The organism is Aureimonas flava, assembly GCF_003583935.1.
Lineage (GTDB): Bacteria > Pseudomonadota > Alphaproteobacteria > Rhizobiales > Rhizobiaceae > Aureimonas > Aureimonas flava.
On sequence record NZ_QYRN01000002.1, the window covers coordinates 40,902 to 53,477 of the forward strand.

At 72.3% G+C, this 12,576-nt stretch carries 14 protein-coding genes; 7 read left to right on the forward strand and 7 right to left on the reverse strand.

Translation table 11 applies throughout. From position 1 onward, the window contains the following. Positions 1–472 precede the first annotated feature (472 nt). Positions 473–1,237 carry a mechanosensitive ion channel family protein gene (locus D3218_RS03465; RefSeq protein ID WP_168990403.1) on the forward strand — a complete coding sequence of 255 codons (765 nt, stop codon included), beginning with the start codon at positions 473–475 and terminating at the stop codon, positions 1,235–1,237. Positions 1,238–1,255: 18 nt separating this feature from the next. On the opposite strand, the gene D3218_RS03470 is transcribed toward D3218_RS03465, so the two are convergent. Continuing rightward, a complete protein-coding gene (locus D3218_RS03470; RefSeq protein ID WP_136625052.1) occupies positions 1,256–2,071 on the reverse strand; it encodes a hypothetical protein in 816 nt (271 codons plus the stop codon). A gap of 199 nt (positions 2,072–2,270) precedes the next feature. On the opposite strand from D3218_RS03470, the gene argB reads away from it, so the two are divergent. After that, positions 2,271–3,155: an acetylglutamate kinase gene (gene argB / locus D3218_RS03480; RefSeq protein WP_119538528.1), complete on the forward strand. Its 885-nt coding sequence runs from the start codon at positions 2,271–2,273 to the stop codon at positions 3,153–3,155. A 115-nt stretch (positions 3,156–3,270) separates the two neighbouring features. Further along, the gene (locus tag D3218_RS03485) at positions 3,271–3,999 is read left to right on the forward strand and encodes a pyrimidine 5'-nucleotidase (protein ID WP_119538529.1); all 729 of its coding nucleotides are present in this window, start codon (positions 3,271–3,273) and stop codon (positions 3,997–3,999) included. A gap of 34 nt (positions 4,000–4,033) precedes the next feature. Here D3218_RS03485 and D3218_RS03490 read toward each other — a convergent pair whose 3' ends face one another. Beyond that, positions 4,034–4,342, reverse strand: a complete 309-nt coding sequence (locus D3218_RS03490) for a hypothetical protein (protein ID WP_119538530.1) — start codon at positions 4,340–4,342, stop codon at positions 4,034–4,036. A 66-nt stretch (positions 4,343–4,408) separates the two neighbouring features. Continuing rightward, on the reverse strand, positions 4,409–5,284 hold the full coding sequence (locus D3218_RS03495; protein WP_119538531.1) for an LOG family protein: 876 nt from the start codon (positions 5,282–5,284) through the stop codon (positions 4,409–4,411). Between the two features lie 142 nt (positions 5,285–5,426). On the opposite strand from D3218_RS03495, the gene dapD reads away from it, so the two are divergent. Together dapD and D3218_RS03505 are read left to right on the forward strand one after the other, a co-directional pair. Further along, complete coding sequence (gene dapD, locus D3218_RS03500; protein WP_119538901.1) at positions 5,427–6,284, forward strand: 2,3,4,5-tetrahydropyridine-2,6-dicarboxylate N-succinyltransferase; 858 nt, start codon at positions 5,427–5,429, stop codon at positions 6,282–6,284. Positions 6,285–6,363: 79 nt separating this feature from the next. Then, the gene (locus D3218_RS03505; RefSeq protein WP_119538532.1) at positions 6,364–6,846 is read left to right on the forward strand and encodes a DUF805 domain-containing protein; all 483 of its coding nucleotides are present in this window, start codon (positions 6,364–6,366) and stop codon (positions 6,844–6,846) included. A gap of 75 nt (positions 6,847–6,921) precedes the next feature. On the opposite strand, the gene D3218_RS20035 is transcribed toward D3218_RS03505, so the two are convergent. Continuing rightward, on the reverse strand, positions 6,922–8,277 hold the full coding sequence (locus D3218_RS20035; RefSeq protein ID WP_245414908.1) for a lytic transglycosylase domain-containing protein: 1,356 nt from the start codon (positions 8,275–8,277) through the stop codon (positions 6,922–6,924). A 307-nt stretch (positions 8,278–8,584) separates the two neighbouring features. Here D3218_RS20035 and dapE point away from each other — a divergent pair, with 307 nt between their 5' ends. Together dapE and D3218_RS03520 are read left to right on the forward strand one after the other, a co-directional pair. Further along, on the forward strand, positions 8,585–9,754 hold the full coding sequence (dapE, locus tag D3218_RS03515) for a succinyl-diaminopimelate desuccinylase (RefSeq protein ID WP_119538533.1): 1,170 nt from the start codon (positions 8,585–8,587) through the stop codon (positions 9,752–9,754). Beyond that, on the forward strand, positions 9,726–10,343 hold the full coding sequence (locus D3218_RS03520; RefSeq protein WP_119538534.1) for a hypothetical protein: 618 nt from the start codon (positions 9,726–9,728) through the stop codon (positions 10,341–10,343). Before dapE ends, D3218_RS03520 begins: the two co-directional genes overlap by 29 nt. Here the strand turns inward: D3218_RS03520 and truA are convergent. From truA to def, 3 genes are read right to left on the reverse strand one after another with little or no spacing between them, the layout of a single operon-like run. Then, on the reverse strand, positions 10,290–11,087 hold the full coding sequence (truA, locus tag D3218_RS03525) for a tRNA pseudouridine(38-40) synthase TruA (protein WP_119538535.1): 798 nt from the start codon (positions 11,085–11,087) through the stop codon (positions 10,290–10,292). The two genes, D3218_RS03520 and truA, sit on opposite strands and share 54 nt — an antisense overlap. A gap of 4 nt (positions 11,088–11,091) precedes the next feature. Then, positions 11,092–12,036: a methionyl-tRNA formyltransferase gene (fmt, locus tag D3218_RS03530; RefSeq protein WP_119538536.1), complete on the reverse strand. Its 945-nt coding sequence runs from the start codon at positions 12,034–12,036 to the stop codon at positions 11,092–11,094. A gap of 4 nt (positions 12,037–12,040) precedes the next feature. Continuing rightward, on the reverse strand, positions 12,041–12,559 hold the full coding sequence (gene def / locus D3218_RS03535) for a peptide deformylase (RefSeq protein ID WP_119538902.1): 519 nt from the start codon (positions 12,557–12,559) through the stop codon (positions 12,041–12,043). Positions 12,560–12,576 lie beyond the last annotated feature (17 nt).

Consider the following 12,576-nt stretch of genomic DNA (forward strand, 5'->3'; position numbering starts at 1 on the left):
CGTAATCGAACTCGCAGGCGGACGCCATGCTCGCGGCCGCCGCGCGTGTCGGGCGCGCGCCTCGCGCCCCTTGCGCCGAAGGGCTTGCGGACCGGCGGACGCCGAGAATCGGGTGGGCGAGACGACGACAGGCGTCCAGGATCATGGCGGGGCTCCTCGCGGCGCGGGACCCGCCGATTGCGCGCCCCGGTGGTGCCGCTGTTAAGCGCCGCGTGTTTCGGGCGTCGGTCGGGATCGCCGCCGGCGTTTCGGGATCGTTTCGCTTGCCCCGCGTTTTCGCCGTCCCGAGCGTCCGGGCCGCCGCGCGAGACACGAACCCGGCCGAACCGAGCGATCCGCGCCCCGATCGAAACAGGTCGGCTTTCGCTCGCAACATCGGCGGCATCGCGCCGCAACGGGGCGGCCCTAAAGCTCGATCCCGATCCGAGACGCCGGAACCGCCGGGCGTCTTGCGTGCATGGAGCCTCCCGCCGTGACCTCGCTGTTCGACACCTGCCCCGCCCTCATGCCCCAGATCGGGGCGAGCGCTGTGACCCTCCTCCTGGCGGCGCTGGTCCGCCGCATCGTGCCGGCGCAACGGGCGAGGACGCGGCGGCTGTGCACGGCCGGCGCCGCGCTGGCCCTCGGCCTCGTGTGGCTCGGCGAGCTGCAGTCGCTGCTCCTCTCGCTGACCGCGGTCGCCATGGCGCTGGTGCTGGCCACCAAGGAACTCATCCAGTGCGCCACCGGCGCGCTGGCCGGCCGGGCCGGACGGAGCTACGCGGTGGGCGACCGGGTGCATCTCGACGGCACGTCCGGCCGGGTGGTCGCGGTGAACTGGCTCACCACCACGATCGCCGAGAGCGAGGCCGGCAGCCTCGGCTCCCGGCCCACGGGGCGGCGGCTGGTGATCCCCAACAGCCGCATCTTCGCCGGCGGCATCCATGTGGAGCCGTGCGCGGACGCCGCCCGGCGCCACGCCTTCTCCGTCACGCTGGAGGCGGCAAGCCCCTTGCGCGATCTCCTCGCGCTGGCCGGCATGGAAGCGGCGGCGCGCTCGGCTCCCGGCATGCCCGGCCCGCGCGTCGCCCTGGCGACCACCGAACTCGGCAAGCCTCGGCTCGACATCGTGCTGTTCTGCGCGCCCGACGAGGCCGCCGACGCCGAACGCGAGGTCGCGCTCGCCCTTCTGGAGCGGGCGGCCGGCGAGACGCGGGGGCGGGCGTCCCTGGCGCTGGTGCGCGAGCGGGCGGCCTGAGGCCGAGACGGGGCGGGGTCAGAACTTCAGCCAGAGCGCGGCCAGGAGCCCGCGTTCGTCCAGCGCGTTGCGGCCGGCCACCGCGCTCCAGGCGCCGGCCTGCACCGACACGCGCGGCGTCAGGTCGTGGACACCGCTGAGTCGGAGCTTGTGCTGGTCGAAGGCCTCCACCCCCGCCTTGGGCAGGCCGACTACCGAGAAGCTCTGGCCGAGCAGCAGGATGTCGGGCCGGGGACGCAGGCCGAGCGTCAGATCGGCATGGATCTCGTCGCCGGTGATGGCCCCGGCCGCGCGATAGGCCGCCTGCCCGTCGGCGAAGGCGGGCAGCCCGCCGACCACGAAGCCGTAGCCGGCCAGGAGCCGTCCCTCGATCTCGCCCTCCAGCAGTCCCGCGCCGTTGGGGTCCACCGCCGGGTCGGCCTCGGCCAGGCGCAGGTTCGCCTCCACCGAGGTGACGAAGCCGCCGCGCTGCAGGAGGCGGAAGCGACCGCCGATCTCGGACTTGCCCAAATGGGTGTCCGCGTCGCGCCCGTCGAGCGCGAGGTGGCGCAGCTCGGTGCGCCCGCGCATCGTGAAGCGGTCGGTGACGCCGTATTCGGCGAGAACCTGGATCTCCGCCTTGCGGAAGCCCGATGCGGCGACGCGGGCGCGGCGGTCGGCGAAGGCGCCGCGCGCCTCGGATGCGCCGGCGGAGACGATCGCGATGCCTTCGCCGTCGGCGAGGGTCCAAGCTCCCGCCACGGCCTCCCGCACGCCCCATGGTTGAAGACCCGCCAGCGTCAGGGCCGCACAGAGGGCGGCGAATGGTCTGGTGCGATGGCACTGCGTCGGCATGTCCTGCTCCCAACCACCGATGCGGTCGCGCACAAGATTGCAATTGCAAGTTTAACCGTTCGTTGCGAAAGCCCGAGGCCCGAAGCGGCGAGGCAGGCCCGGCCTTTCTTTCGACCGGCGTCATGGTCTAGAGCCTGTCACGAATCGCGGCTAAGCGTTCCGCCGACCGTTCCTCGACACGCCCGGGAGCCGACCCCCCATGACCGACAGCGCCGCCATGCAGGCCAATCTTCTCGCCGAGGCCCTGCCCTTCATGCAGGCCTACGAGAACAAGACCGTGGTGGTGAAGTACGGCGGGCACGCCATGGGCGACCAGGCGCTGGGCCGTGCCTTCGCCCGCGACATCGCGCTTCTCAAGCAGTCGGGCATCAACCCGATCGTGGTGCATGGCGGCGGTCCGCAGATCGGCGCCATGCTGACCAAGATGGGCATCGAGAGCCGCTTCGAGGGCGGCCTTCGGGTCACCGACCAGCGCACCGTCGAGATCGTCGAGATGGTCCTGGCCGGCTCGATCAACAAGGAGATCGTCGCGCTGATCAACGCCGAGGGCGAATGGGCGATCGGCCTGTGCGGCAAGGACGGCAACATGGTCTTCGCCGAGAAGGCCAAAAAGACCATCGTCGATCCCGATTCGCGCATCGAGCGCGTGCTCGACCTAGGGTATGTCGGCGAGCCGGTTGAGGTGGACCGCACCCTTCTCGACCTCCTCGCGCGCTCGGAGATGATCCCGGTGATCGCGCCCGTGGCGCCCGGCCGGGACGGGGCGACCTACAACATCAACGCCGACACGTTCGCGGGCGCCATCGCGGGCGCGGTGCAGGCGGCGCGCTGCCTGTTCCTGACCGACGTCCCAGGCGTTCTCGACCGCGACGGCCAGCTCATCAAGGAACTGTCGGTGGCGCAGGCGCGCGCGCTGATCGCCGACGGCACCATATCGGGCGGCATGATCCCTAAGGTCGAGACCTGCATCGAGGCGATCGACCGGGGCGTGCAGGGCGTCGTGATCCTGAACGGAAAGGTGCTGCACGCCGTGCTGCTGGAACTCCTGACCGAGCACGGCGCCGGCACGCTGATCGTGCCCTGAGGCGGCGGCCGCGCGGCTCGCCCGCCGGGCGCGGACGGCCGGGGCTTGGTGACCCGATCGTCGCGCGCTCCGGCTTTTGCGTTGACGGCGCGCCCCTGCCGTGCCGAAAGAGGCCATGAACACGACCGACACGCCGATCGGGCGCACGCGCGACGCCGAGCCCGCCGACTTCTCCCACGTGGACACCTGGGTCTTCGACCTCGACAACACGCTCTATCCGCGCCGCACCGACCTGTTCTCGCAGATCGACGCGCGGATGACGGACTACGTGGCCGAGCTTCTGTCGGTGCCGCGCGAGGCGGCCAGAACCGTCCAGAAGGACCTCTACCGCCAATACGGCACGACGCTGCGCGGGTTGATGGAGGTGCACCGGATCGACCCGGACGCCTTCCTCGCCTATGTCCACAACATCGACTATTCCTGGCTTGCGCCGGACCCGGCGCTCGGCCAGGAGATCGCGGCCCTGCCGGGACGCAAGTTCATCTTCACCAACGGCGACCGCGCCCATGCCGAGCGCGCGGCGCGCCAACTCGGCATCTTCGAGCATTTCGAGGACGTGTTCGACATCGTGGCCGCCGGCCTGATCCCGAAGCCGGCCGCCGAGACCTACGACAAGTTCATGGGTCTGCACCGGATCGACACGGCGCGCGCCGTCATGTTCGAGGACTTGGCGCGCAACCTCGAGGTGCCCAAGCGCCTGGGCATGCGCACCGTGCTGATCGTGCCGGAGAACTTCGAGACCGCGCTCGGCGACGCCTGGGAGCACGAAGGGCGCGACGGGGCGCATATCGACTTCGTGACCGACGACCTCGCCGGCTTCCTGCGCCGCGTGCGCGGGGCCTGAGGCGAGGACGCCGAGCCCCGCCGGGGCCGGCGCGTCAGTCGCCGAGGAGCGAGCGGCCCGGGCTGGCGAGCGAGCCGGCCGGAGCGGGGCCGCCGCGCGGCGCGCGGGCTTCGCCCGAAGCCGCGGCGTCGAGGCCGGCGCGGTTCTGGCGCAGCACCGCGTCCTCCGCCCAACCGCCGTCCGCGCCCTGCCCCGCCTTGGCGGCCGTGCGCGCCGTTCCGCTCGCCGCGTCGCTGTCGGAGGGGCCGAGCCGTTCGCGCGTCTCGTCGTCGGGAATCCGCTCGGCGACGTCCATCGCCTGCTGGTGCCGCATCATCTCCGAATCGGTGTCGTCGCCGCCCATCGGCCGTCTCCGCGTCTCGCCTGTCCCTCCGTCGGAACGGCGGGGAAGGGTCGGGGTTCCCCCGCGCTAGAACCCATAGAAGGCGCGGATCGCCGCCCAGCCTTCCTCCGCGGTGTCGACCACCTGGAACAGGTCGAGGTCGGCGGGCGCGATCGTGCCCTCCTCGGCCAGGAAGTCGAAGTCCACCAGCCGCCGCCAGAACGAGGCGCCGAACAGGAGCACGGGGATGCGCGCCATGCGCCCCGTCTGCATCAGCGTCAGCGCCTCGAACAGCTCGTCCAGCGTGCCGAAGCCGCCGGGGAAGATCGCCATCGCCTTGGCGCGGAACAGGAAATGCATCTTGCGCGTGGCGAAGTAGTGGAAGTTGAAGCAGAGCTCGGGCGTGGCGTAGGGGTTGGGCGCCTGCTCGTGCGGCAGGGTGATGTTGAGGGCGATCGACACGGCGCCGACATCCGCCGCGCCCCGGTTGCCGGCCTCCATCACGCCCGGCCCCCCGCCGGTGACGATCACGAACTCCTTGCCGCCCGACGAGTTGGCCGAATGGCGCGAGGCGAGGCGCGCGAAGCGGCGCGCCTCCTCGTAGTAGCGGCTGTTGGCCTCCAGCCGCGCCTTCTGCCCCTCGTTGCGCGCCGCCCAGGCCGCCTGTCCGGGCTCGGGGATGCGCGCGCCGCCGAACAGCACCACGGTGGACAGGATCCCCGCTTCGATCAGCGCCAGCTCCGGCTTCATCAGTTCGAGCTGCAGCCGCACGCCCCGCGTCGCCTCGGCGGTCAGGAAGTCCGGGTCGTCGTAGGCCAGGCGATAGGTCGGCGACAGCGTCTGCGGCGTGCGCGGCTTCTCGGCCTGCCGCCGCTTGTCGTCCCCCGACGAGGGAAAGGGAACCCAGGTCCCCTCCGATGCGGCCGGAGCCGCCGCCCCGCCCTTGGTTTCATCGTCCGTCATCGCTGCCTGATCCTGCCCGTGGGTCGAGGCACGGGTTTAGAGACTGATGGCGAACCGGGGCAAGCCTTGTGCCCTCCCCGCCCTGCCTCTAGAGGAAGCCCGATCCCCTTTTTCAAGACCGCCCAACCGGAGACCGATGCCGATGCCAGCCGCCAGCCACGCCGATCTCGAGCGCACGATCGAAGCCGCCTTCGAGGCGCGCGAGACCGTTTCCCCCGCCACCGGCGGCGAGGTCCGCGCGGCGGTCGACACCGCGCTCGACCTCCTGGACCGCGGCGAGGCCAAGGTCGCGACGCGCGGGGCGGACGGCGCCTGGACCGTCCACCAGTGGCTGAAGAAGGCGGTGCTCCTGTCGTTCCGCCTCAACGACATGGAGACCATCCCCGGCGGCCCCGGCGGCGCCGCGTGGTGGGACAAGGTGCCCTCGAAGTTCGACGGCTGGGACGAGGCCCGGTTTCGCGAGGCGGGCTTTCGCGCGGTGCCCGGCGCCATCGTGCGCCGCTCGGCCCATATCGGCCGCAACGCCATCCTGATGCCGAGCTTCGTCAACCTCGGCGCCTCGGTGGGCGAGGGCACGATGGTGGACACCTGGGCGACGGTGGGCTCCTGCGCGCAGATCGGCGCCAACGTCCACCTGTCGGGCGGGGTGGGCATCGGCGGCGTGCTGGAGCCGCTCCAGGCGGGCCCGACCATCATCGAGGACAACTGCTTCATCGGCGCCCGCTCCGAGGTCGTGGAGGGCTGCATCGTGCGCGAGGGCTCGGTGCTCGGCATGGGCGTCTTCATCGGTCAGTCGACCCGCATCGTGGACCGCGAGACGGGCACCGTCAGCTATGGCGAGGTGCCGCCCTATTCCGTCGTGGTGGCCGGCTCGCTCGCCTCGGGCAAGGCGATGGGCAACGGCGAGGCGGCCCCGTCGCTCTACTGCGCGGTGATCGTCAAGCGCGTGGACGAGCGCACCCGCTCCAAGACCTCGATCAACGAGCTGCTGCGGGCCTGACGCCGCCGGCACCCTAGCCATCCGCCGAACCGGCGCCACAGTCCCTCCCGTCCCGATCCGGGGCGGGAGACGACGCAGGGTGACCCTTGCAACCCTCTTCTTCACGTTTCGCGGCACGATCGGGCGCACGCAATGGTGGCTCGGCATCTACGGCCTCCTGGTCGCCGGCGTCGCCGCCTTCGTTCTCCTCGGCTTTCTCCTCCTCTACGCGGTGCCGATCGGCGCGGTGACCGTGGAGACCGCGAGCACGGCGGACCGCGTCACGCAGACCCGCACCTCGCCAGCGTTCAACTTCGCGATCGGGCTGCTGGCGGTCGGCTCGGTCGCCATGTTCCTGGCCCTGTCCGCCAAGCGTCTCCGGGACGCCGGCGCCCCGCTCGGCCTCCTGGCCCTCGCGGTAGTCCCCCTGGTCTTCGCCGGCGCGCTGCCTTTTCTCGTGGACCCGCCGGGCGCCGCCGCCCTGCCCGTGCTGGCGGTCAGCCTCGCCTGCTTCGTGCCCCTATGGGCGATCCTCGGCTTTCGCGCGGGGCGCCGCCGCGCGCAAGCGTCCCGGCTTCCCTGACAGGGGTTCGCGGAACGCGAAAAGGCCGGGCGAACCCGGCCTTTCGTCATCGCGGTATCGGGGCGAGCGAGCGGCTCAGTTGAAACCGAGGCCACCGGCCGGCGCGGCGTCGGCCGGCGTGCCCGCGTCGAAGGCGTCGCCGAAGCGGCCGACGTCGGGCTCCCGGTGGCCGGTCACGCGTCCGCCCACCATCGTGCCGAGGCCGATCGAGCCGCCGGCGGGCTTGGCCGCGGCCGAGGCCGGGCGCGGGGCGTTGTCGGCGACGCGCACCGGACGGGCGACGGGCAGCGGCGCGTCGGTGGCCGGAACCGCGAGCACGGCCGCGGCCGCCGTGGACGGTGCCGGCTCGGCGGGCGCCATGGCGGCGGCGGCCGGCGCGACGGGCGCCTTGCGGGCGGCGGTGGGCTGGGCGGTGACCTGGCGGGCGATCAGGCCGGAGCGCACGGTGGGCTCCACGGCGGCCACCAGGGTCTGGGTCTCGCCGCCCATCGCGGGCGACTTGCGGGCGCGGATCGCGGCCATGTGGCGCTTGACGTTGGAGCAGTAGACGCTGGCGGACTTCGACATCACCGTGGTGCGGTGTCCGCCCTTGTACTTCATCGCGGTCTGGCAGACGTCGCCGTTGCCCTGCTCGTAGGCGCCCTTGAGGTAGCGCATGCCGTAGCGCAGATTGGTCTCGGGGTCGTAGAGCGCTTCCACCGGGCCTTGGAAGCCGAGGCCGCGCGCGGTGGCGGGCTTGATCTGCGAGAGACCGTAGACGCCCGACCCCTTGGCGCGGGGATTGTAGTGGCTCTCGACGCGCACCACGGCATAGGCGAGTTCGCGGGGAATGTCGTTCTCGTCGGCCGCCTCGGCGATGAGCTGGTCGATCTTGGGGTCGCCGGTGATCGTGTCGCTGACGGCGCGCGCCGCGTCGCGCACCGTGCGCGCCCCGGCGGAGGCCACGGCGACCGCGCCCGAGCCCACGGCCGACGCACTCGCCACCACCGTGTCCTTGGCGGCCACGACGCCGCCCTTCACGCTCTGGTGGGCGGCGGCGGCGGTGTCGAGCGCACGGGCCGCGAGGCCGGCCTGCGCGCCCTGGGTGGCCGGAGCCTTGGCCTCCGGCGCCAGGACGCGCCCGCCCTTGGCCTCGGCCACCGCGACGGCCGCGGCCGCCGGGCGATCGGTCGGCAGGATCACGCGGCGCGGGCCCGCATCGTTGGAGGCGATCTCCACCACCTCGCGGGCGGGGACGTCGGCGGCCGCATCCGCCGTCTTCACGGCCTCCGCGCCCTTCGGGGTCAGGTCGGCGGTGCCGGCCATCCGGTCCCCGTCCGAGACGCAGGCCGACAGGATCAGCGGTGCGAGGAGCGCCAGTCCGGCGACCGAAACCATCCGGCCGGAACGCGACGACGCGCCCCGGGCTCCCTCGGCCCGCTGTTCACTCATGCAAGGTCCCCAAAGCCGTTTCCCTCGACCCCGTCCTTCCCGGCCAAACCCGGCCGAAACGTGGCGGGAATGGGCAAAGGTTACGAAGCGTTCACGAAGGTTAGCGCAACGTGACCGAAAAACACCACCCCGCCGAACTCGCTTTCGCGGGCTCCGGGCAAGCTTGACAGCGGCTCGCCGATGCCGGCGTCGCCGTATCCGACTGAATCCACGCCATGATTCGCGGCCGCGCGGACATTGCGGATGGTTCCCGCCCGCGTGGAAAAATCGTTCCCGAATGCGCCCGCGAGCGTTAAACCTTTGCGCCATGACCGCGCTTCCGACCGATCCCGCCGCGAATCTCCTACGCCTCCTGCGCTGCCCGTCCGTGACGCCCGCCGAGGGTGGGGCGCTGGACGAGCTGTGCGCCATGGTCGAGCCGCTGGGCTTCGCCGTGCGGCGCCCGGTGTTCTGCGAACCCGGCACGCCCGACGTCGAGAACCTCTTGGCGCGGCGCGGGACCGGCGGGGCGCATCTCTGCTTCGCCGGGCACACGGACGTGGTGCCGCCCGGCGCGGAGGCCGACTGGCGCCATCCGCCCTTCTCGGGCGCGGTGGAGGGCGGCGAGATGTTCGGCCGCGGCGCGGTGGACATGAAGGGCGGCATCGCCTGCTTCGTGGCGGCCGTGGCGCGGCTCGAGGTCGCCGGGCGCCTGCCCGAGGGGCGGATCTCGCTGCTGATCACCGGCGACGAGGAGGGGCCCGCCGTGAACGGCACGGTGAAGCTGCTCGACTTCGCCGAGGCGGCGGGCGAGCGGTTCGACGCCTGCCTGGTGGGCGAGCCGACCAACCCCGCCGCGCTCGGCGACATGATCAAGATCGGCCGGCGCGGCTCCCTGTCGGGCCGGCTCGCGCTGATCGGCCGCCAGGGCCACGTCGCCTATCCCCACCTCGCCGACAACCCGATGCGGCGGCTGGCGGGCGTCCTGGATGCGCTGCACCACCCGCCCTTGGACGGGGGCAGCGAGGCCTTCCAGCCGTCGAACCTCGAGGTCACGGCCGTGGATACGGGAAATCCGGCGACCAACGTGGTGCCGGCCCGCGTCGCCGTCGCCTTCAACGTGCGCTTCAACGACCGCTGGACGCCGGAGGCGCTGCGGGCCGAGTTGGTGCGGCGGATCGAAGCGGCGCTCGGCGGCGCGCCCTACGAGATCGCCTGGCGCGCACCGGTCTCGGACGTCTTCGTGACCGCCGCGGGACCGCTGACCGAGGCGCTCTCGCAGGCGGTGGAGGCGGTCACCGGGCGCCGGCCGGACCTGTCCACCTCGGGCGGCACGTCCGACGCGCGCTTCATCAAGAACCATTGTCCGGTGGTGGAATTCGGCCTTGTCGGCGCCACCATGCATATGGCCAATGAGAGGGTCGCCCTCTCGGACCTCGAAACGCTGACGGCCATCTATGAAACCTTCGTTGCCCGCTGGTTCGCCGCCCAGTCCTGATTTCCTGCCGACGCTGCCCGAGATCGGACGCTACTTCACCGGCGCCTGGCGCTTGATGGCGGGCGACCGCCGGGGGCTCGACCGGCTCGACCTGTCGGCGGACGGGTTCTGGCGCTCCTTCGCCGCGCTGGTGGTGGCCCTGCCGCCGACCGCCCTGTCCTGGCTGGAGTTCGAGCGCGTGGAGCGCGCCCAGGCCGCCGCCAGTCCCGTGCGCGCGCTCGCGGCCCATGCGCTGGCCGACCTCACGGCCTGGCTGCTGCCGCTTCTCCTGGTGGCGATGGCCGCACGGCACATCGACTTCCAGAAGCGCATCGTGCCCTTCGTGGTCGCGGTGAACTGGGGCGGCGCGCTGCTCACCTGGGCCTTCTCGCCGTTCTTCCTCCTGCTGCTTCTCGGCGGCCAGAGCGGCCTGACGCAGGGGCTGGGCCTGGTGATTGCGCTGGCCTCGATCGTCCTCACCGTGCGGCTGATCGCGGTGGCGACGGCCTGCGACTACGCGCTGTCGATCGCCATCGTCACCATGATGGTGTTCGTGTCACTCCTCTCCTTCGCCGCCGTCTCCGACCTGTTCGGCCTGGTGATCGGCTGAGGGGTAGTCGACGCGCGTGAGGTAGAGCCCGTCCGGCGGCGCGACCGGGCCGCATCGCTTGCGGTCGCGCGACCGGAGCGCCGCCACCAGGTCGTCCTCGGTCCAGCGCCCCTCGCCCACCAGCTTCAGTGAGCCGGCGAAGGAGCGGATCTGGTTGTGCAGGAAGGACTGGGCGGAGGCGTGGATGTGGACCTCGTCGCCCGGCGCGCGGACGACGTCGAGCCGCTCCAGCGTGCGCACCGGGCTCTTCGCCTGGCAGTTCACCGAACGGAACGTGTTGAAGTCGTGGGTGCCGAGCAGGTGCTTGGCGGCGCGGTCCATCGCCTCGACGTCGAGCGGGCGCCAGACCCACCAGACCTGCCCCTTCAGGATCGAGGGCGGCGGGCGGCGGTTGAGGATGCGATAGAGATAGTGCCGCTTGCGGGCCGAGAAGCGGGCGTCGAACCCCTCCGGCGCCCGCTCGGCCCGCAGGATCGCGACGCCCCCTTCCTCGCGCAGATAGGCGTTCAGCGCGTCGCGCACCGTGTCGGTCTTCCAGTCGCGGGCGATGTCGACATGGGCGACCTGCCCCGTGGCGTGGACGCCGGCATCGGTGCGCCCGGCGCCGAAGAGCGTCACCGCCTCGCCGCAGAAAGCCAGGAGCGCGCGCTCCACCGTCTCCTGCACCGAGATGCCGTTCTTCTGCCGCTGCCAGCCGCAATAGGTGGAGCCGTCGTACTCGATGGTCAGCCTGTAGCGCGGCATGGCGTCAGGCGCCGAGGCGCGTGCCGGCCGGCACCGCCGTCCCGCGCAGGAAGTCGGACGCGCCGGCCGGCTTGCCGCCCGCCTTCTGGACCTCCAGGATCCGCACCGAGCCGCCGCCCGCCGCCACCGCCAGCGCGTCGTCCAGCGTGGTGCCGGGCTCGCCCGTCCCCGTCTCGGCCACCGCGCGCAGCAGCTTCAGCCGCTCGCCGCGAAGCGTGGTCCAGGCGCCGGGAAAGGGCGAGAAGGCGTTGATGCGACGCGCGATCTCCGCGGCCGGACGCGACCAGTCCACCGCCGCCTCGCCCTTGTCGATCTTGGCGGCGTAGGCGACCGTGCGCCCGGTGCGCGCGGCGATCGCCTCCTGCGTCTCGAAGCGGAGCGTGCCGACCTCGAGCCCGGCCATCGCCTCGACCATCAGCTCGGCCGAGGCCTCCGACAGGCGGTCGTGCAGCTCGCGCGCCGTGTCCGCCGGGCCGATGGGGATCTCGCGCGTCAGCGCCACCGGCCCGGTGTCGAGCCCGGCCTCCATGCCCATCACCATCATGCCGGTCGTCGCGTCGCCCGCCTCGATCGCGCGCTGGATCGGCGCGGCGCCGCGCCAGCGCGGCAGGAGCGAGCCGTGGCCGTTCAGGGCGCCGAAGCGCGGCGCCTCGAGCACCGGGCGGGGCAGCAGCAGGCCGTAGGCGACCACCACCGCCGCGTCGGCGCCGAGCGCGGCGAAGGCCGCCTGCTCGTCCGCCCCCTTCAGCGACGCGGGGCAGCGCACCTCCAGTCCGAGCCGCCTGGCCTCGCGCTCCACCGGCGAGGGCACCGTCTCCAGGCCCCGGCGCCCGGCGGGCCGGGGCGGCTGGGTGTAGACCGCGGCGATCGCGTGGCCGGCGCCGGCGAGGGCGCGCAGGGTGGGAACCGAGAAGTCCGGCGTTCCCATGAAGACGAGGCGAAGGGCCATGCGCTCAGACGGCGCCGCGCTTCGACGCCTTGGAGAACTTGCGGATCACCATGTCGCGCTTCAGCTTGGAGATGTGGTCGATGAAGAGCACGCCGTTGAGATGGTCGATCTCGTGCTGGAGGCAGGTCGCCAGCAGCCCGTCGGCCTCCGCCTCGTGCGTCTGCCCGTCGAGCCCGAGATAGCGCACCGTGACCCCCGCCGGCCGCTCCACCTCGGCGTAGTAGTCGGGGATCGACAGGCAGCCCTCCTCGTAGACCGACCGCTCGTCGGAGGCGCGCAGGATCTCCGGGTTCAGGAAGACCTGCGGCGACTTCTCCGCGTCGTCCTCCTTGGACAGGTCGATGGTGACGATCCGCAGCGGCTCGCCGACCTGGATGGCGGCCAGCCCGATGCCGGGCGCGTCGTACATCGTCTCCAGCATGTCGTCCACGAAGCGGCGCACGGCGTCGTCGACGCGGAGCACCGGCTCGGACTGGCGGCGAAGGATCGGATCGGGCAGGATGACGAGGGGCTTGACGCTCATGACGGTCAGGTAATCGC

Excerpts from the sequence above, each read along its gene's own strand:
- D3218_RS20035 (WP_245414908.1), bottom strand. The coding sequence starts at position 8,277 with ATGAGTGAACAGCGGGCCGAGGGAGCCCGGGGCGCGTCGTCGCGTTCC.
- dapE (WP_119538533.1), top strand. The coding sequence starts at position 8,585 with ATGACCGCGCTTCCGACCGATCCCGCCGCGAATCTCCTACGCCTCCTG.
- D3218_RS03470 (WP_136625052.1), bottom strand. The coding sequence starts at position 2,071 with ATGCCGACGCAGTGCCATCGCACCAGACCATTCGCCGCCCTCTGTGCG.
- D3218_RS03495 (WP_119538531.1), bottom strand. The coding sequence starts at position 5,284 with ATGACGGACGATGAAACCAAGGGCGGGGCGGCGGCTCCGGCCGCATCG.
- D3218_RS03490 (WP_119538530.1), bottom strand. The coding sequence starts at position 4,342 with ATGGGCGGCGACGACACCGATTCGGAGATGATGCGGCACCAGCAGGCG.
- def (WP_119538902.1), bottom strand. The coding sequence starts at position 12,559 with ATGAGCGTCAAGCCCCTCGTCATCCTGCCCGATCCGATCCTTCGCCGC.
- dapD (WP_119538901.1), top strand. The coding sequence starts at position 5,427 with ATGCCAGCCGCCAGCCACGCCGATCTCGAGCGCACGATCGAAGCCGCC.
- fmt (WP_119538536.1), bottom strand. The coding sequence starts at position 12,036 with ATGGCCCTTCGCCTCGTCTTCATGGGAACGCCGGACTTCTCGGTTCCC.
- D3218_RS03485 (WP_119538529.1), top strand. The coding sequence starts at position 3,271 with ATGAACACGACCGACACGCCGATCGGGCGCACGCGCGACGCCGAGCCC.
- argB (WP_119538528.1), top strand. The coding sequence starts at position 2,271 with ATGACCGACAGCGCCGCCATGCAGGCCAATCTTCTCGCCGAGGCCCTG.
- truA (WP_119538535.1), bottom strand. The coding sequence starts at position 11,087 with ATGCCGCGCTACAGGCTGACCATCGAGTACGACGGCTCCACCTATTGC.